This window comes from Streptomyces sp. Mut1 (assembly GCF_030719295.1).
Classification (GTDB): Bacteria; Actinomycetota; Actinomycetes; order Streptomycetales; family Streptomycetaceae; genus Streptomyces; species Streptomyces castrisilvae.
Map to the genome: position 1 here is coordinate 6,661,061 of NZ_CP120997.1, position 18,253 is coordinate 6,679,313.

The 18,253-nt window shown below is 72.0% G+C and carries 17 protein-coding genes; 6 read left to right on the forward strand and 11 right to left on the reverse strand.

From position 1 onward, the window contains the following. On the forward strand, positions 1-1,200 hold the full coding sequence (locus P8A18_RS28920) for an MAB_1171c family putative transporter (RefSeq protein WP_306059223.1): 1,200 nt from the start codon (positions 1-3) through the stop codon (positions 1,198-1,200). Here the strand turns inward: P8A18_RS28920 and P8A18_RS28925 are convergent. The 3 genes from P8A18_RS28925 to P8A18_RS28935 all read right to left on the reverse strand — a co-directional run bounded on the left by P8A18_RS28925 (position 1,173) and on the right by P8A18_RS28935 (position 4,089). Further along, positions 1,173-1,652, reverse strand: coding sequence for a hypothetical protein (locus tag P8A18_RS28925; RefSeq protein WP_063831067.1), 480 nt, complete (start codon positions 1,650-1,652; stop codon positions 1,173-1,175). The two genes, P8A18_RS28920 and P8A18_RS28925, sit on opposite strands and share 28 nt — an antisense overlap. Before the next feature lie 93 nt (positions 1,653-1,745). Continuing rightward, complete coding sequence (locus P8A18_RS28930; RefSeq protein WP_306059226.1) at positions 1,746-3,119, reverse strand: MATE family efflux transporter; 1,374 nt, start codon at positions 3,117-3,119, stop codon at positions 1,746-1,748. Beyond that, positions 3,103-4,089, reverse strand: a complete 987-nt coding sequence (locus P8A18_RS28935; RefSeq protein WP_306059228.1) for a zinc-binding dehydrogenase — start codon at positions 4,087-4,089, stop codon at positions 3,103-3,105. Before P8A18_RS28935 ends, P8A18_RS28930 begins: the two co-directional genes overlap by 17 nt. Positions 4,090-4,198: 109 nt before the next feature. On the opposite strand from P8A18_RS28935, the gene P8A18_RS28940 reads away from it, so the two are divergent. Continuing rightward, entirely contained in the window at positions 4,199-4,798 is a 600-nt protein-coding gene (locus P8A18_RS28940; RefSeq protein ID WP_306059230.1) for a PadR family transcriptional regulator, read from the forward strand. 19 nt (positions 4,799-4,817) lie between these two features. Here P8A18_RS28940 and P8A18_RS28945 read toward each other — a convergent pair whose 3' ends face one another. The 8 genes from P8A18_RS28945 to P8A18_RS28980 form a co-directional block, all read right to left on the reverse strand. After that, a complete protein-coding gene (locus tag P8A18_RS28945; RefSeq protein ID WP_306059232.1) occupies positions 4,818-6,209 on the reverse strand; it encodes an amino acid permease in 1,392 nt (463 codons plus the stop codon). A 22-nt stretch (positions 6,210-6,231) separates the two neighbouring features. Beyond that, positions 6,232-7,515: an ATP-grasp domain-containing protein gene (locus P8A18_RS28950; RefSeq protein WP_306059234.1), complete on the reverse strand. Its 1,284-nt coding sequence runs from the start codon at positions 7,513-7,515 to the stop codon at positions 6,232-6,234. A gap of 55 nt (positions 7,516-7,570) precedes the next feature. Next, on the reverse strand, positions 7,571-8,266 hold the full coding sequence (locus P8A18_RS28955) for a hypothetical protein (protein WP_306059237.1): 696 nt from the start codon (positions 8,264-8,266) through the stop codon (positions 7,571-7,573). After that, positions 8,263-8,541: a hypothetical protein gene (locus P8A18_RS28960; RefSeq protein WP_018554392.1), complete on the reverse strand. Its 279-nt coding sequence runs from the start codon at positions 8,539-8,541 to the stop codon at positions 8,263-8,265. Before P8A18_RS28960 ends, P8A18_RS28955 begins: the two co-directional genes overlap by 4 nt. Further along, complete coding sequence (locus P8A18_RS28965; RefSeq protein WP_306059240.1) at positions 8,538-10,274, reverse strand: carbamoyltransferase family protein; 1,737 nt, start codon at positions 10,272-10,274, stop codon at positions 8,538-8,540. Before P8A18_RS28965 ends, P8A18_RS28960 begins: the two co-directional genes overlap by 4 nt. Positions 10,275-10,304: 30 nt before the next feature. After that, positions 10,305-11,045, reverse strand: a complete 741-nt coding sequence (locus tag P8A18_RS28970; protein ID WP_306059242.1) for an SDR family NAD(P)-dependent oxidoreductase — start codon at positions 11,043-11,045, stop codon at positions 10,305-10,307. Beyond that, positions 11,042-12,340, reverse strand: coding sequence for an aldehyde dehydrogenase family protein (locus P8A18_RS28975; RefSeq protein ID WP_306059243.1), 1,299 nt, complete (start codon positions 12,338-12,340; stop codon positions 11,042-11,044). Before P8A18_RS28975 ends, P8A18_RS28970 begins: the two co-directional genes overlap by 4 nt. Positions 12,341-12,456: 116 nt before the next feature. Beyond that, positions 12,457-13,122, reverse strand: coding sequence for a cyclase family protein (locus tag P8A18_RS28980; RefSeq protein ID WP_306061205.1), 666 nt, complete (start codon positions 13,120-13,122; stop codon positions 12,457-12,459). A 188-nt stretch (positions 13,123-13,310) separates the two neighbouring features. On the opposite strand from P8A18_RS28980, the gene aroF reads away from it, so the two are divergent. Genes aroF through P8A18_RS29000 form a run of 4 tightly spaced genes read left to right on the forward strand, consistent with a single transcriptional unit; the run spans position 13,311 to position 18,070 of the window. Then, entirely contained in the window at positions 13,311-14,366 is a 1,056-nt protein-coding gene (gene aroF, locus P8A18_RS28985; RefSeq protein ID WP_306059245.1) for a 3-deoxy-7-phosphoheptulonate synthase, read from the forward strand. A 22-nt stretch (positions 14,367-14,388) separates the two neighbouring features. After that, positions 14,389-15,486: a class I adenylate-forming enzyme family protein gene (locus P8A18_RS28990; protein ID WP_306059247.1), complete on the forward strand. Its 1,098-nt coding sequence runs from the start codon at positions 14,389-14,391 to the stop codon at positions 15,484-15,486. A 1-nt stretch (position 15,487) separates the two neighbouring features. Then, positions 15,488-16,981 carry an isochorismate synthase gene (locus P8A18_RS28995; RefSeq protein ID WP_306059250.1) on the forward strand — a complete coding sequence of 498 codons (1,494 nt, stop codon included), beginning with the start codon at positions 15,488-15,490 and terminating at the stop codon, positions 16,979-16,981. Between the two features lie 30 nt (positions 16,982-17,011). Further along, positions 17,012-18,070: a zinc-binding dehydrogenase gene (locus tag P8A18_RS29000; protein WP_306059252.1), complete on the forward strand. Its 1,059-nt coding sequence runs from the start codon at positions 17,012-17,014 to the stop codon at positions 18,068-18,070. Positions 18,071-18,253 lie beyond the last annotated feature (183 nt).

Sequence of the window (18,253 nt, forward strand, 5' to 3'; positions counted from 1 at the left end):
ATGGACCTGCTGTTCCAATGGCTCTCCTGGGCGTGCGCCATCAGCAACCTGATCGCCTTCTGCTACAAAGCCCCCGCGTTGCGCAAGAACGCGCAACGGGCCGCCCTGGTCGCGCTGTGCACCTATTTCTTCTTCAACGGTCTCTCCTACTGGGTCGACCTGGAGATATTCCGCGGACCGCTCATCGAGTTCTTCGACTACCCCAACATCACGATCATCATCGTCCAGGTGTCGGTGATCGTCCTGACCGCGGCCCAGCAGATCTCCGTCGTCCACCTGACCCTGCCGCCCGAGCAGGCGAAGCGGGTGGCGAGACGGCAGGTGACCGGCTTCGCCGTCGCCCTCGCCGTGCTCATCGCCCTGTTCGTGGCGGTACTCCCCGGCAAGGTGGCGTCGGCGCAGGAGACCGTGTATCTGAACATCCAGGACGCGGACTACGCCCTCTACATGTCCTACTACCTGGCCATCTGCGCGGTCGGGCGGTACCAGTCCGTCGTGTTCGCCGCCCGCTACGCCCGAGCCATCCAGGAGTTCTGGCTACGTCTCGGCATGCGCCTGGTGGCCGGCGGCTCCGCGCTCATCCTGGTCTACTGCGCGGTCCGCTACTGGCAGATCCTCGCCGTGCACACGCCCTTCGTGAGCACGGGGCCCTGGAAGTTCCTCTTCTGGCTCATCGCCGACACGGGCACCCTGCTCCAGGTGCTCGGCTGGACCATCCCCTCCTGGGGACCCAGGCTCAGCCCGGCCTGGCTCAGGAACTACCGCGCCTACCGCGGGCTCGCGCCCCTGTGGCACGCCGTCACCCAGGCGGCTCCCGAAGTCACGCTGGAGCCGACCCGCCACCGCCTGCTCGACTGGATACCGCCCCGCGATCTCGAATTCCGCCTGTACCGGCGGGTGATCGAGATCCGGGACGGGCAACTGCTGCTCTCCGGCCTGGCCGATCCCATCGCCGTCCACCGGCTCGAACAGGCCCGCCGGTCGGAGCACGAGGCGATGTTCGAGGCCGCCGTGCTCAGATCCGCGGTGGCCGGGGCCGCCGGGCGTACGGCGCACGACGGGTCGCAGTCGAGCCGCCGCACGTCCGACATCAGCCTGCCGCAGGAGATACACCAGCTCACCCGGGTCTCCAGGGCCTACCGTCTGCTCGGCAGCGCACAGCGCCCGAGGGCTCAGGGGCGGCGCGGCTTCTCCGGCTGATCCCGCGGAGCGTCGGTGTCGACCAGTCCTTCGAGCTTGCGCAACTGGTCGATCATGTTGGACACCGCCTGCCGGCTGGACTCGGAGAGCCCGGTCGAGCGCAGCGCGATGTTCTGCGCGTCGGAGTCCTTGAGGGCGTCGAGCAGGGCGAGCTGCTCGTCCACCTTCGCCGACTCCTCGTCGCTGAGGAAGTAGGCGGCGTTCACTCCGCAGTAGTGGGCGAGGGCTTCGAGATGACGCATCGTCGGGTTCGTCTTGCGGCCCGTGCGCAGCTGCCAGACATAGGTCGCGCTGATCGTCTTCTCGCCGGCGGCGATGTTGATCGCCGTCGCCACCTCCTCGTTGGAGGGGGCCTTCTGGCCCGCGGGCGCCGTCATGCGCAGCAGGCGCTCCAGTTTCTCGGCAAGGCGCCCCCCTTGCTCTCCCGCGTTCTGCTCGGGCTCATCGCTCATGATCGGCCAGCCTCCCTCCCCATGAGATCTTTCTCAGTTGTCAACTCTTACCAGACCGGTAGATCCCTGCCCATAGATCAGGCCGGTCAAGATTCAACCATTCTCGGCGAAGTACCGCCGGAACAGCGCATAGGACATAGCGTACTGCGCCCCGGTTCCGACGATCATCGACAGCCAGACGCCCTCCACACCGAGCACGGACCACGAGCTCAGAGCGAAGGCGAGTGGGATCTGCACCACCGCTCCCAGGAGAGTGACCCAGAACAGCGCCTGTGCGCGCCCCCCGCCTGTGAAGACTCCGCCGAGGCCCACCACCCCGGCCAGGAGCAGCAGATAGGGGAACAGATACCAGAAAAGAACTCCACCGGAGTCCACGACTCCTGGAGCGTCACTGAAGAGACCCATGAGGAAACGTCCACCGAGAGCGAGCAGGAACCCCGCCCCGGCACCGACGAGGGTGGCGAGCACGGCGCTCTGCCGCCCGATCATGGATTCGGCGGACTCGCCCGCCCCCCGGGTGCGCGCGGTGAGGATGCTGCCCGCCTGGCGCACGGCGTAGAAGGCCATGGTGACGAAGAACAGCACCTTGAACCCGATGCCGTACGCCGCCAGCGGGTCCTCGCCGAACCGGGCCACGATGCCGACCAGGGTCATGCTGATCCCCATGCGCAGGACGAAGTCCCCGGAGGCCGGCAGACCGATGTTCAGCAGCCGGCGCAGCGCGCCCCACAGCCGGAGGTCCGTCGGTTCCGCGTCGCCGGCGTCCGCGAGCCGCCTGCGCCGCAGGATCGTCAGGCTGACGCACAGGGCGATGGCGCGGCCCAGGAGCATGCCGAGCGCGGCACCCCGCACGCCCAGGTGCGGCAGTGGCCCGACGCCGTAGATCAGCAGGGGGTCGAGGACGAGGATGAGGGCGTTGGCCAGGATCGCCGTCCGCATGGGGGTTCTGGTGTCGCCGGTGCCCTTGAAGACGCCGTCCACGACGTTCTGCGCGAAGAAGACGGCGATCCCGGGGAACGAGATGGCGAAGAACTGCACGGTGAGCCGGAGGACGTCGCCCTCGCCGCCGACGAGCAGGCGCGCGATGGGCTCACGCAGGAGGAAGCCGCCCACGGCGACGACGGGGGTGATGACGAGCCACAGCACCCGCACCGCGCCCATGATCACGGGCACCTCGGCGCGCCGCTTCGCCCCGATCGCGTCGGCGATCATCACGGTCGCCCCGACGTTGGCCATCAGGATGACGCCGAGGAGCACGTTCTCCAGGGTCGTGGCGACGGCCACCGCGCCCACGGCGGCCTCACCGAGCCGGGACACCCAGATCGTGTCGATGACTCCGGCCACCACACCCGAGAGCAGTTCGAGGTAGACGGGGATGCCGAGGCCCAGCAGCGACCAGCGGGTCGCGGCGGGGGAGAGGACGGCCGACCGCGCGGAGGCGGTCCGGATGTCAGGTGTGGTGGACAACGGCCACAACCTTTCCCGTGGCGCGGTTGGCTTCCATGTGACGGTGTGCCGCCACGAGTTCCTCCAGCGCGAAGACCCGGTCGATCCCGACCCGGCAGGCGCCCGACTCGACCCGGCGGACGATGTCGTCGAGCGCGTCGCGCGCCCGGTCGCCGTGGTTGATCTCGCTGCTGGAGTAGGTGGTCAGCGTGGCGCCGGAGGGGATGTCCTCCAGCGGCTCGAACCCGGGGATGGTCCAGGTGTCCGAGAGGATGCCCGTGTTGCACACACGGCCCCGGGGGGCCAGTGCCTTCAGTGAGTCGAGCACGGCGGTGCCTCCGACGAGGTCGACGATCCGGTCCGCGCCGTCGCTCCATACGGAGCGGACGGCGTCACCGATGCCGTTCCCGGTGTCGAGGAGTACGTGGTCGGCCCCGTGCTCCCGCAGGAGTGCCCGTTTGCCGGGGTCGCGGGTGGTGGCGGCGGTCTCCACCCCGCCGCCCGCCGCCAGGGCGAGCGCCGCCATCCCCACGGAGGAGGTGGCGGCACGGATCACGAGGCGGTGTCCCGGCCGCAGATCCAGCGTGTCGAGGGTGCCCCACGCGGTCAGCCAGGACTCCGGGAGCGCCGCCAGGGTGGTCCAGGGCAGCTCGGTCCTCACGGGGATCAGCTGGGCCGTGGGGAGCAGGGCGAACTCGGCGTAGCTGCCGTCGAACCGCCTGCCCATGCCGCCCATGGCGGCGGCCACCACCGTGCCGGCCGGCAGCCGGGGGTCCGTCGAGCGCTCGACGGTGCCCACGCACTCGATGCCCGGGATCCGCGGGAGCCGGACATCCGGGGAGGCTCCGCGGCGGGTGAAGAGCTCGGAGCGGTTCAGCCCGAAGGCCCGCACGCGGACGAGGGTCCAGCCCTCGCGGGCCTCGGGCGTCGGGACGTCACGCAGGCGCAGGGCCTCCGGCCCGCCCGGACGCTCCAGTCTCATCGCGCGCATGTCCACCTCGCCTTCCGCGGGGGCCGGCCATCGTTCCGTGCCGAGATACTACCTCTAATAGAGTGGGTCGAGAAGAGATAGTCTGGAAACAGACGCTGACAGGAGGGCCGTGCTGACACTTTCCATCCTCGGGTTCCTGGCCGAACGGCCCATGCACGCCTACGAACTCCGGCAACACCTGTCCGACCTGATCGGGCACAACCGGCCGGTGAGCGACGGCGCGCTCTACCCCGCGCTCAACCGGCTCAGGCAGGCCGGACATCTGGAGCGGCAGGCCGAACCCGGCAGCGGGGCGCCGGTGCGCCAGGTCCTCCACATCACCGGGAGCGGCAGGGCGGAGCTGCTGCGCAGGCTCTCCGATCCCCGGAGCACCGAGATCACCGACGGCGGCTCGTTCTTCACCCTGCTGGCCTTTCTCAGCCGGCTGCCCGACCGCGAGCGGCAGCGGGCCGTGCTGCAACGGCGGCTGGACTTCCTCTCCGAGCCGGCCAGCTTCTTCAGTCACTCCGGGGCCCCCGCACGGATCAAGGACGTGGACGACCGCTTCCGCAAGGGCATGCTGATCATGGCCAGGGCCGCACGGCAGACCGAGCGCACCTGGCTGGAGGAGACCCTGCGGGAGCTCTCCGACGAGGAGGGCACCGGCCGGGACGGCACCGACGAGAACGGCGCCGAGAAGGACGGCGCCGACCGGGCCCCGGAGGGGTGAGGCCCGGCCGCCCGTCGCCTCATCCCCGTCGCCGCTGCCTCAGTACGCCGATGGCGAGCACCACCGCGGTCAGCACCCCGGTCCCGATCACCTGGGGCCGGGAGGCGTCGTCGACGACCAGCAGCACCAGGACGGCGCCCATCGCGACCAGCGAGAGGATCGTCAGCCCGGGAAAGCCCCACATCCGCAGCTTCAGCCGCTCCGGTGCCTCGCGTTCCAGCTGGGCGCGCAGCCGCAGCTGCGACACCGCGACCGCGATCCAGACGACCAGGGCTATCGCACCGACCGCGTTCAGCATCCACAGGAACACGCTGTCGGGCCACCAGATGTTCAGCAGGACCGACACGAAGCCGAACGTGACCGACACCAGCACGGCCCGGCGGGGCACCCCGGACGCCGAGCGGGCGCGCAACGCCTTCGGGGCCTCGCCCCGTTCCGCCAGCGAGTACACCATGCGGGAGGCCGCGTAGAGGTTGGCGTTGAGGGCGGACAGCAGCGCCGCGAGCAGGACGACGTTCATCACCTGGGCGGCCGCCGGCAGCCCGATGTGCTCCAGGACCGCGACGAACGGACTCGCCCCGACCTTGCTGTCGTTCCACGGCAGCACCAGGACGATCACCGCGACCGATCCCACGTAGAAGACCAGCAGCCGCCACACCACGCTGCGCATCGCGCTGCTCAGCCCGCGCGCCGGGTCCTCGGACTCGGCCGCGGCCAGCGTGACGATCTCCATCCCGCCGAAGGCGAAGACCACGGCCAGCAGCCCCGACAGGACACCGTCCCAGCCCCTGGGCAGGAAGCCGCCGTGCGCGGTCAGGTTGTCCAGGCCGATCGCACCCTCGCCCGGGAGCGCCCCGGCCACCGCGAGCGCGCCCAGGACGAGGAAGGCGACGATCGCCACCACCTTCAGGACCGCGAACCAGAACTCGAACTCCCCGAACATTCGGACGGCCGCCAGGTTGCTGACGGTCAGTCCGGCCATGAAGACGAGCACCCAGACCCACGTCGCCACCCCGGGCACCCACCCGTGGACGATGACCGCGGCGCCGGTCGCCTCGATGGCCAGCACCACCGAGATCAGGGCCCAGTAGAGCCAGCCCACCGTGAAACCGGCCCAGCTTCCGAGCGCCCGCTCGGCATGGGCCGAGAACGACCCCGAGGCGGGCAGGGCGACGGACATCTCGCCCATCATGCGCATCACCAGGACCGCCAGCAGCCCGGCGGCCAGGAAGCTGATGAGCACACCCGGCCCGGCGAGGGCGATCCCCGCGCCGGACCCCACGAACAGGCCGGCGCCGATCGCTCCGCCGAGGCCGATCATGGTCAGATGCCTGGTGCCCAGCCCGCCCGGCCGCCGGGACGGCGGGGCGTCGGCTGCGGTGGCGGGCCTGTTCTTCGTCGGACTCGACATGACTGTGTCCCTGTCCCTGCGATCAGTTGACGTAGACGGGCTTGAGCAGTTGGTCGGCCGACTCCAGCGCCGACAGGACGTCCTCGCGCCGCTCGCCGCGGGCGAGGACGAGGACGAAGCAGGAGACGGGGTTCTCCGGGTACTTGATCACCACGTGGTCGCCCGGGGCCGCCATCCACCGCAGCGCCACGACCCCCGGCAGCGCCTCGGCCTCCGCGACGCCCTCGAAGCCGGCCAGCTCCCCGGTGCGGTCGGCGAGCACGGGGGTGAACCCGGCCGGTGTCGGGTTCTCCTTGCCGGTGAAGTCCACGGGCTCGCCCAGCACGGCACGCAGGTACTCCCGCGGCCCCCACACACCGGTGGACTCCCGGATCGACTCCTGGACGAAGGCGTTGGTGCCGCCCAGCCGCCCGTTGACCTCGATGATCTTCGGGCCGGACGGAGTGAGCCGCACCTCCACATGCGCGCCCCCCACCGTCGCGCCCAGCGCCCTGAGCGCGTCCACGGCCGTGGTGATCAGCGCCTTCTGGTCCACCTCCGGCAGCTGGGACGGCGTGGCGTACGCGCCCTCGATGAAGTGCGGCTCGGCGAAGGGGTAGGGCTTGTCGTGGATGGCCAGCAGCCGGTACTCACCACCGCCGTAGACGAAGTCCAGTGCGAATTCGTCGCCCCGCACGTACTCCTGGACCAGCACCCCCTCGGCGTCCGGATAGGCGTAGACCCGCGCCACGTTCGGCACCGAGTACCCGTCCTCGGAGAACGAGTCGCGTCCGTAGATCCCGCTGATGTTGTCGAAGGCGGCCTTCAGCTCCGCCTCGTCGGCCACCTTGGTCACCCCCTGACTCGCGCCGCTGGCCTGCGGCTTGAGCACCAGCGGGTAGGACAGCTCCCCGGCCACCGCGAGGGCCTCGGCCCGCGTCCGCACCACACGGGTGGCCGGTGTGGGCACCCCCGCCTCGTCCAGCCGGCGGCCCGTCTCGTACTTGTCCCGCATCGCCCGCACGGCCTCCTGCGAGTTGCCGGGCAGGCCCAGCTCGGCGGCGACCCGGGCGGCGACATGGAGCGAGCCCTCGTGGAACGTGGCCACGGCGTCGATCCGGCCGCCGCCGGCCAAGTGGCCACGCACCGCGGCGAGTACGGCCTCCTCGTCGAACTCGTCCACGGGCAGGTGGACGTCGTGGAGACCGCCGTCGGCCGGCGGTACGGCGTTGGCGAGGACGACCCGCAGACCCAGCGCGCGCGGGGTGGACAGCAGATCGGGATTGGCCGACGACGCGATGAGCAGCAGCGTCCGGGACTCGGACATGGTTTCCTCCGTTGTTGTTGAGACCCGTGAGGTTGTTGACACTCTGGTGCTCCGGTCAGGAGCGGCGCGCGCGGACACGCAGTGCCCCGGGCAGCGGATCGAGGGCGCGGCGGCACGCGGCGGCGTCCTCCCCGACCGCGAGACCGAGCGCCAGCGGGTCGCCCGCCCCGGACCCGGCGGGGGGACGGGCCGGCTCGCCGGGGCGGGCGAGGATTTCCGTCCCCCAGACACCCGCGGGCAGGGCCGGGACGTCGAACTCGACGCTCGCCGGCGTGATGTCCCGCGCCGGATAGAGGAGCCGGGCACCGGCAGCGCACCGCCGGCGCGGCGCGAGATCCGGTACGCCGCCACCGGCGAGCACCGCACGGGCACGGTCCAGGTCCGTGCCCGTGGCCAGCTGCCCGGCCCGCAGGACGAGCGCCCCTTCCCGCACCCGTGCGATCCGTACGCCCTGGAGCTCCCCGCCCTTCAGCCGCAGGACCGTCGCGGTGATCCCGCGGCCGGGCCCCGTACCGCCGTGCATGGCGCGGACGAGCCCGGACACGTCCGGCCGGCCGAGCAGCGGGTCGGACGCCTCGACCACGTAACCGCGGAACGGATCGCGCCCGCCGGCGTGCTCGGGGTGTGCGACGAACACGGGGGAGACCCGCCCGTCGCACACCACCGAGACGACCAGGACCAAGGGGTGCTCGTCGTTCTCCGGCCACTGCTCCCCGCCCGCGGGCAGCAGCGCGGGCCACCGCCCGCTCATGGCGAGCCGACCCCCTGCATCCGGCGGCGGTCCTCCAGCGTCCGTACGGACACCGTGGCCGCCACCACGGAGGCCCTCATCGCACCGAGGGCCTCCCGTGCCAGCTCCAGCGGCGCGCCCTCGCCGGAACCCTCCCTGACCGCCTCCGCGGCGACCGCGATCATCTGGGCTCCCTCGACGGCGGCGACGATGGCCGAGTCCAGGGCGTCGCCGCTGTCGGTCACCTCACGGAGCTCGGCCAGCAGACCACCGAGCAACTGCGCCGTCGCCGTCATGCCAGCGGCCGCCTGCTCGGGTGCCGCTCGGGCAGCTCGCGGCCGGGCTTCGTCAGGAGGAGGTCCCCGATGTAGAGGTGGTCCAGCTCGGTGTTGAGGAACGTGCGCACCGCGTCCCGGGGCGTCTCCACGATGGGCTCCCCGGCGTCGTTGTACGAGGTGTTGAGCACCAGCGGCACCCCGGTCAGCTCGCCGAAGCGGGAGATCAGCTCGTGGTAGCGGGCGTTGACATCGGCCTCCACGGTCTGGACGCGCGCGGTCCCGTCCACGTGGGTGATGGCCGGCACCGTCTCGCGGCGCTGCTCCAGGACGTCGGGGACGAGCAGCATGAACGGGCTGTCGCCCCGCATGTCGAACCACTCGGCCGCCTCCTCGTGGAGCACCGAGGGAGCGAACGGGCGGAAGACCTCGCGGTGCTTGACGACCTGGTTGAGGTAGTCGCGGGAGTCCGGGTGACGGGGGTCGGCGAGCATGCTGCGGTGGCCGAGCGCCCGGGGCCCGATCTCGGAGCCGCCCTGGAACCAGCCGATCAGCCGGTGCCCGGCCAGCAGTTCCGCGACCTCGGCGACGGTCGCCGTCCGCGATTCGAGGCGGTCGCCCTGCTCCCGTACCGCCTGCTCGATCTCCTCGGCCGAGTAGGAGCGGCCGGTGGAGCCGGAGCGCAGCGCGTGCCGCTCGGTGCCGCCGCCGATCGCGTAGTACCCGTAGTAGGCGGCGCCGATGGCGTTGCCCGCGTCACCGGCCGGCGGGAGGATGTAGACCTCGTCGAAGGGGCCCTCGGCGGAGATACGCTGGTTGGCGACGGAGTTGAGGGCGACGCCGCCGGTGATGCAGAGCTTGCTGCGGCCGGTCACCTCGTGCGCGTACCTGGCCAGTTGGAGCACCGCCTCCTCGGTCTCCTGCTGGATCTTGTACGCCACGTCCTTGGCGAACTGCGAGTCCCAGGAGTCCTTAGCGGAGGCGTCGTAGCCGTTGCCGTCGGAGGCGAGCCAGCTCTCCCAGGCCCGCTCCAGGTCCTCGACCCGCGCGGAGACGTTGCCGCCCTTGACGGTGAGCAGCGGGGCCCAGTCGGGGCGCGGCCGGCCGTAGGGGGCCAGGCCCATGGTCTTGCCGGCCTCGGTGTAGCCGCCGCAGCCGAAGTCGCCGAACGTGGGGTGGCCCCAGCGGGTGACGAAGCCGAGCCGGGCGGAGAAGAAGCTGTAGAAGAGGCCGAGCCCGACCTCGCTCCAGTCCTCCGGGAAGGTCTCGGCGTGCACGGCGCGCAGGCCGGTGCCCTCGCCGTCGAAGATGGTGTGCTTCTCGATCCGGCCGGTGCCGGGCACCTTGCTGCCGACCCCGTCGATGACGAGCACGGCGGCGTCCTCGAAGGGCGAGGCCAGGTAGCCGGCGTAGGCGTGGCTCAGGTGGTGCGACGGCATCGGCAGGCTGTGGATCTTGCTCTTGTCCCGGATGGGCAGCTCGCGCAGGATGCGGTCCTCGGCGCCGTCGCTCAGCGGGCGGTTGCCGACGACGATGTCGACGTCGTCGATGCCGATGCCCTCGGCGTCCAGGCAGTAGGTGATGGACTTCATCGGGAGGACCTTCGAGAGCTTCTCGAAGTGACCGTGGATGATGAACCCCTCGGAGTGCTTGAAGCGGTCCAGCCGCTCCTCCTCCACTGCGACGACGACGCGCCCGTCCTTGACCAGGCAGGCGGCACGGTCATGACTCAGGTTGATGCCCAGTACGTACATGTCACGGTCTCCGTATCGTTGGTGGTCCGGTCAGACGAAGTGGCGGCCGGCGTCGACGACGAGCGTCTGTCCGGTGACGGCGGTCCCGGACGCCAGCAGGAACGCGGCGGTGTCGGCGATCTCCCGGGGGTCGACCAGGCGCCGCAACGCGGTGGTGCCGATGATGGTGTCGAGGGCCTGGGCGGGCAGGGACGACGTCATCGCGGAGTCGACCGGCCCGGGGGCGAGTGCGTTGACCCGGACGCCGTGGCGGCCGAGATCGCGTGCGGCGCTGCGGGTGAGGCCGATGAGCCCGGCCTTGCCCGCCGCGTAGGCGGGCCCGAACGCGCCGCCGGTGAGCGCGGCGACGCTGGAGATGTTCAGCACCGCGCCCGAACGGGCCCTCAGCGCGGGCAGGAACAGCTGGATCAGCCGGAACGGCGCGGTGAGGTTGAGCCGGAGGCTCTGCTCCCACTCGTCCGGCGCGATCGCGTCGAACGCCTGGGGACGGGCGCCCCCCGCGTTGTTCACCAGGCCGTCCAGGTGCTCCCAGCGACTGCCCACGGCATCGGCGAGACGCTCCGCGCCGTCCGGGAGGGTGAGGTCGGCCGCGACCGTGAAGACCTCGCGTCCGGCCTCCTTGCCCGCGAGGACCAGCGGCTCGACGGCCGCGGAACCGGTGCGGTACTGAAGGGCCAGGTCGGCGCCCAGATCGAAGAACCGGTGGGCCATCGCGCGGCCGAGGTCACCGGATGCCCCGGTGATCAGCACACGTTTTCCCTGAAGGGTCATTCCTGCTCTCCGTCTACGGGCACGGCGTAGCCGCGCACTTCGTTGAGGAACTGTCCGATGTATCCGTCGTGCGGCAGGTAGGGGTCCTGCCACCAGCCCGGGACGCGTCCGTGGACGACCGTCCGGATCGTGGGGTCGCCCAGGGCGGCGTCCACCAGCCGGGCGTCCTCGGTGAGCAGCGTCAGGGCCAGGGACCCGGCGAGCGGCGCGATGCCGTCGCCCGGCCGCCAGGGCGCGACCCAGACGCACGGGAACGGGAATTCCGCGGCCAGGGCCGGGTGGTCCGGCCGGTCCACCGCCACCACGGCGGGCCGCAGTACGGCGCCGTCGCCGTCCACGACCGGTGTGGTCTCCGCCCCGTAGTGCCGCCGCGCCAGATCCGGCGCACCCCCGGCCGCCTTCGCGACGGCCGCCCGCAGCGCGTGGGCCTCGGCGGCCGGGCGTACCGGGAGCGCGGCGTCGGCGTGGGTGACGGGCAGTACGGGGAGGGCGGCCAGCCGTCCGGCCAGGGCCTCGGCCAGGGCCCGGTGGTCGCCCGAGGTGAGGACGGCGGTGGTGTTGGTGCAGCGGACGCCGCCGTCGCCGGCGGTCTCCGCTACCAGGTGGTCCAGGAGGGCGTCGTCCACCGGGCCGTCGACCAGGATCTTGCTGCGGCCCGGACCGCGGACCAGCACCCGGTCGTTGCCCCGCAGCCGGGCCACGGTGCTCTCGCCGCCGTAGACGAGCCCGAGATCGGCCGCTTCGGTCAGCGAGTCGGCCGCCGCGTGGGGGCCCGCCAGCAGACTGATCCGGCCGGGTTCGAGCCCCGCGTCCAGCAGGGCGTGCACCAGCCGCTGCGGGGTGAAGGGGTCGCGCGCCCCCGGCCGCACCGCGACGCTGTAGCCCAGGGCCAGGGCCTGGAGCCAGGCGATGTGGGTGCCCGGGTGGTTGCTGGGGGCCACGACACCGAGCACCCGCCCGCGCCGCGACCAGCGGGACCGGCCCGAATCCCCGGCGTCCGCGGGGCGTTGGCGCGCCACCACGTCCCCGAGGACGGCCGCGTCCTGCTCCAGGCGGGCCAGCGTGCGCCGGGCGGCCCGTACGGGGACGCCGGAGGCGAGCGCCTGGGCCTCGGCGTACTCCTCGGGGCCGAGCCCGGCGAGGGTGTCCTTGGCGAACCGGCGCCCCGCTTCGGCCAGTACGGCCGCCGACTCCCGCGCCGACGGGGTGCCGGCGGTCGCCCGCATGCGCTTGACGGTCAGCCGGGTCAGGAGCGCGGGCGCTTCGTGGACGGTGGCGAGCGGCGCACCCGTCACGGCCCGCAGGGCACGCGTTTCCCGGGACGGACTCTCTTCTCCTTGGCGGATCAGGGGAATTGACTGCACTGGTGGTCGTCTCCTCCGGTGGACGTCGTGCGTTCCGGGGTCCGGGGTCAGGCCGGCCAGCCCTCGAAGACCACCGCCCGCACCGGAGACGCCTCGACGCCCTCGATCTTCAGCGGGAGGGCGACGAGGTGGCCGACCGGGCCTTCGAGCTGGTCGAGGTTCTGGATGTTCTCCAGGATCGGGATTCCGGCGCCGAGCAGGCGGCGGTGGACCTGGCCGCTGCGGTCGTCGGGGCGCTCGGTGATGCAGTCCATCCCGACCAGGACGGCGCCGTTGTCGATCGCCCAGTCCGCGCCCGAGACGGTGAGGTAGGGCGGCTTGTCCCAGTAGTCCTCGCGGCCGAGGTAGCGGTTGGGGTGATCGGTGCGGATCAGCAGCCGGTCGCCGCGCTGCCACACGCCGTGCAGCGCCTTCTCCAGGTCCTCGCCGGTGACCGGGTCGAGGTCGCGCTTGTACGAGAGGTCGGCGACACAGACCCGGCCGACGAACGTTTCCAGCGGCACTTCGCCGATCTTCTCGCGGTCCTCGAAGAAGTGGTAACCGGACTCCACGTGCGAGCCGTTGTGCGGAAAGATCTTCAGGTCGGAGAAGGTGCGCCCGCCCGCGGCCGGGTCGGTCTCGGGGGTCATGGCCCGGCGGACGGAGAACTTCGGGTACCACGCCGCGTCGTACGCGGGCATTCCCTCGTACCACCCCTGGCTGATGTCGGTCATCTTCACGGCACGCCTCCACGGTCTCGGGTCGATCGCTCGGTTCCCGCTCGGCGCGTTTCGCACCGGGCAGAGCGATTGGAGCATCATTAATCTGAGTTGACAACCCTTATTGACAATCATGGAGTGCGCGGAGAGGATCGGCCCGATCGACAGAGCCCCCGCGCACCACTGCCCCAGGGAAGGCACTCATGATCGTCGTAATGAGCCCGCAGGCGACTCACGAGCAGACAGAGCTCGCGAGCGCCCTACTCAGGGAGAACGGGCTGACACCCGTTCCCGCGAAGGCCGCCGGCGCCACGCTCCTGGTATCCGAAGGCACCGGATCGCCCGAACTCTCCGCTTCCGTCGAGCGGTCGGCCGGCGTGGAGCGCGTGGTGGTCGTGCCCGGAGCCCAGCGCCTCACCAGCCGCACCTACCACCCGGAGGACACCCGGGTGACGGCCGGCGGGCCGGACGGCTCCACGCTCGGCGGCCCCGGATTCCTGGTCATCGCCGGCCCCTGCGCCGTGGAAACCCCGCAGCAGATGTCAACTGTGGTGGATGTCGTGGCCGAGGCCGGTGCGGGCATGCTCCGCGGCGGCGCCTTCAAGCCCCGGACCTCCCCCTACAGCTTCCAGGGGCTCGGCGTCTCGGGACTGGCCCTGCTGGCGGAGCAGCGCATGCGGACCGGGCTGCCGGTGGTCACCGAGGTCGTCGCCCCCGCGGACGTGGAACGCGTCGCCGAGGAGAGCGACATGCTCCAGATCGGCACCCGCAACATGCAGAACTTCGCCCTGCTCCGCGAGGCCGGCGCGTCCGGGCGCCCGGTGCTCCTCAAGCGCGGCATGGCCGCCACGATCGAGGAGTGGCTGCTCGCCGCCGAGTACCTGATGCAGATGGGCAACGGCGACGTGGTGCTGTGCGAGCGCGGCATCCGCTCCTTCGAACGCAGCACCCGCTTCACCCTGGACCTCAGCGCCGTGGCCGAGGCGAAACGGCTCACCCACCTGCCGGTCATCGTCGACCCGAGCCACAGCACCGGTCAGCCCCACCTCGTCGGGCCCATGTCCCTCGCCGCCGCCGCCTGCGGCGCCGACGGCCTGCTGATCGACGTCCACACCAACGCGCGCGGGGCCCTGTGCGACGGGGCCCAGGCCCTGGACGCGCCCCAGTTCACCGAACTGATGGACCGCCTGCGGCCGGTGGTGGAGGCGGTCGGACGCACCCTCGCACGGCCCCGTTCCCGCTCCCTCGCCCAGGTCTGACACCCGCCGGAGGCGCATCACCATGTCCAGCGAAGCGACCGACCTCTTCCGCAGCGGCCTACCGGCACAGGACTTCGTCCGGGCCGCCATGGAGTGGCACTTCAACCCGGCCACCGGCTCACCGTTCTGGGTCAAGCGGGCCGCACAGCTCCCCTTCGACCCACGGAAGGACATCAGCACCTGGGAGGACCTGGACCTCTTCCCCGATGTGAGCGAGGAGTGGCGGGACGTCTCCGTCGACGAACTCGTACCGTCCGGCATCGACCGCGGTGCCGAGGACTTCCAGGTCTTCGACTCCGGGGGCACCACGGGACGCCCCAAGCGCATCGTCGAATCCCGCTCCCGGCGCCAGGGCGTCGACTGGGTCAGCGAGGTACTGGACGACCACGGCGTCCCGGGCGAGGGCGGCGGCCACTGGCTGCACATCGGCCCGACCGGACCGCACATCGTGGGCCGGTCCATCGGACTGCTCGCCCACAAGCGCCAGACCTTCTGCCACTACATCGACTTCGACCCCCGCTGGGTCAAGCGGGCGGCCAAGGAGGGCCGGACGGACGACGTCGTCCGCTACGTCGGACACGTACTGGAACAGGCCCGCGACATCCTGACCACCCAGCCGGTGTCCGTGCTCTTCGCCACCCCTCCGGTCCTGGAGGCCATCGCCGCCCGGGACGACCTCCTGGACCTGGTGCAGCAGCGCGTCCGGGGCATCATCTGGGCCGGCACCAGCATCGGCCCGGAGACCCTGCGCACTCTGGAGGACGAGCTGTTCCCGGACGCGGCCGTCGTCGGCCTGTACGGGAACACCATGATGGGCATCGCCCCGCAGCGCCCCCGCACCCCCGAGGACGGGGACGAACAGTGCGTCTTCATCCCGTACGAGCCCTACAGCCGGGTGCGGCTCGTGGACCCCGAGGCCCCCACCACCGAGGTCGCCTACGGCGAACGCGGGCAGGCGCGGATCAGCCTGCTCTCCCGTGACCTGTTCCTGCCCTGGACCCTGGAGCGCGACTACGCGCTGCGGATCCGGCCGAACGGGGCCTACCCGCAGGACGGCGTCGCCGACGTACGGCCGCTCCCCACGGCCGGTGCGGCGCCCGTCGTGGAAGGGGTGTACTGAGATGGCGACCGACGCCTCCCTGCTGTATCTCGCGGCCCTTCCCGAAGCGGACAGATCGGCCCTCGACCTCGCCTCCAGCCAGGACCTGCTCGGCGTCTGCCGGCGGGCCGTCGACGCCGCCCGGCTGCGCGGGCGTCCCGTGCTGACCAGCTGGGCGATGCCGGTCCCGTACACCGACGCGCTCGACGTGTGGCGCCGCTCCCGGCGCGTGGCGGACCGCGCGATGCTCTGGCGGTCGGCCTGGGACAGTACCTTCCTCGTCGCCGCGGGCACCGCCCACGACCTCTCCGCGGACGGTGAGGACCGCATCGGGGCCGTACGCGCCGCCTGGGCCGAGCTGGCCGACGGCGCGGTGACGGGCGGCGGGCCCACCGCCGAACTCCCCACCGGACAGGGGCCGTTGCTGGTCGGCGGAGTGGCTTTCGCCCCGGCGGCCGGCACCTCGCGGCCCCCGTTCCCCGACGCCCTGATGTGGGTTCCGTCCGTCCAGATACGCGGAACCGCCGCCGCCACCGGCCGGGGCGCGCCCCTGGGAGAACTGCGGCTCAACGCCGTCGTGGACCGCGACAGCGACCCGGTGCGGGTCTCGCGGGACCTGCTGGACCTGGCCGAGCGGTGCCTGTCGCCGATGCCGGCCGCACCGGACGGGCCCGTGACCCCGCCCCTCCCGCGCGAGTCGGCCGAACTGCCGCCCGCCGACGACTGGAAGAGCCTGGTGGGCCGGGCGGTGCGCCGGATGCGCGAAGGCGCCTTCGAGAAGGTGGTGCTCGCCCGCGAGGTGCGGTACGTCGCCGACCGGAGCTTCGACGTGCCCGCGGCGGTGGACCGGCTCGGCCGGGCCTACCCGGAGGCCACCCTGTTCGCCGTGCGCGACAGCGGCTTCGAGTTCGTCGGCGCCACCCCCGAGTACCTGGTACGCCTGACCGGCGGCACCGTCCACACACTCGGCCTGGCCGGGACCACACCGCGCGGTGCCACGCCGGAGGAGGACGCCGCGTACGAGCGGGACCTCACCGGCAGCGCGAAGATCCTGCACGAGCACGACGTCGTGGTGCGGATGCTCCGGGAGGCGCTCACGACGGACTGCGCGGACCTCACGGTGGCGCCGTCACCCACGGTCCTCAAGCTGGCCAACGTCCAGCACCTGTCGACCCCGGTCCAGGGCAAGCTGGCCGAGGACGCCCCCGGGATACTGGAGTTCGCCGAGCGGCTGCACCCCACACCCGCGCTCGGCGGACACCCGCGGGCCGCCTCCCTCGACTGGCTCGCGAAGAACGAGGGACTGGACCGCGGCTGGTACGCGGGCGGCGTCGGCTGGAGCGACACCTCGGGCCAGGGCGAATTCGCCGTGGCCATCCGCTCGGCACTGATCCACGGCAACGTCGCCTCGCTGTACGCGGGTTGCGGCATCGTCGCCGACTCCGACCCGGAGGAGGAGTACCTGGAGACCTGCGCGAAGCTCCGGCCGATGCTCCACGCACTCGGCCTCGCGTGACACCACCACGAAACCAGGAGAAGGCTGCCCATGCTCGCTGCCGTTTACCACGGGCAAAAAGACATCCGGGTCCAGCAGTGGCGTGACCCGGCGCCCCCGGAAGCTCACGAGATCCAGCTGGAGATCGTACGGGCCAGCATCTGCGGCACGGACGTGGACGAGTACGTATCGGGCCCCCACCTCGTCCCCATGAAGGCGCCCCACCCGGCCAGCGGCCATATCGGCCCGCTGGCCCTCGGGCACGAGATGGTCGGGCGGGTGGCGGCGGTGGGGGCCGAGGTCTCCGGCTTCCGGACCGGGGACCTCGTGGTGCCGGGCTCCGGGGTCTCCTGCGGGAACTGCCGGCTGTGCCTCGCCGGCCGGACCAACCTCTGCGACGGCTACTACACCGTGGGGCTGCACGTGGACGGCGGCCTCGCCGAGCGCGTGAACGTCCCGGCCCGGATCAGCCGGTCCGTCGGTGACTGCCCGGCGGACGTCGCCATCATGGCGCAGCCGCTGGCGGTCGCCCTGCACGCGGCCCGGGGGACCGGGGCCGGACCCGGTACGAGCCTGGCGGTCATCGGCCTCGGCGGGATCGGCTCGCTGGTCGTCGCCGCCTGCACCGCACGGGGTGTGGACACCATCGGGGTCGACGTCTCGGCCGGCCGGCTGGAGGTCGCCGGGCGGTTGGGGGCCTCGCACCTGATCGACGCGTCCGACGAGGACGCCGCCGCCGCGATCCGCCGTGCGACGGAGGGCCGGGGCGCCGACGTCGTGGTCGAGACGTCGGGCACGCCGCAGGGGCTCGAAGCCGCCATGCGGGCGGTGAGCCGCGGCGGGCACATCCGGCTGGTCGGCCTGCACCGCGACCCCTCGCCGCTGGACCTGACCCGCCTGGTGCTGGACGAGATCCGGATCTCCACGTCCAAGGTTCACATCTGCGACCAGGACCTCCCCGACGCACTCGCGCTGCTCGGGGAACACCCGGCCATCGCGCATGAGGCCGTGGACGCGGTCATCGGCCTGGAGGACATCGTGCCGGCGGGCTTCCAGCGCCTGGCCGCCCAGGAGGCCGCGGGCAAGATCGTGGTGTGCTCCGGCGCGTGACCACCGCTCACCAGGGCGGGGACGGGTCATTCCGTCCCCGCCCTTGCCGGTGTCCGGGGGCGCGGGCAGGCCCGAGGCGGCGGAGGCGGCCGGCCTCGTTGTCACTGGGGGCGCTTAGAGTCTCTCCCACTCGTCACGGTGCGTCGCCGTCGACGGGTTTCATCGGCGTGCCGCCGAATCGGC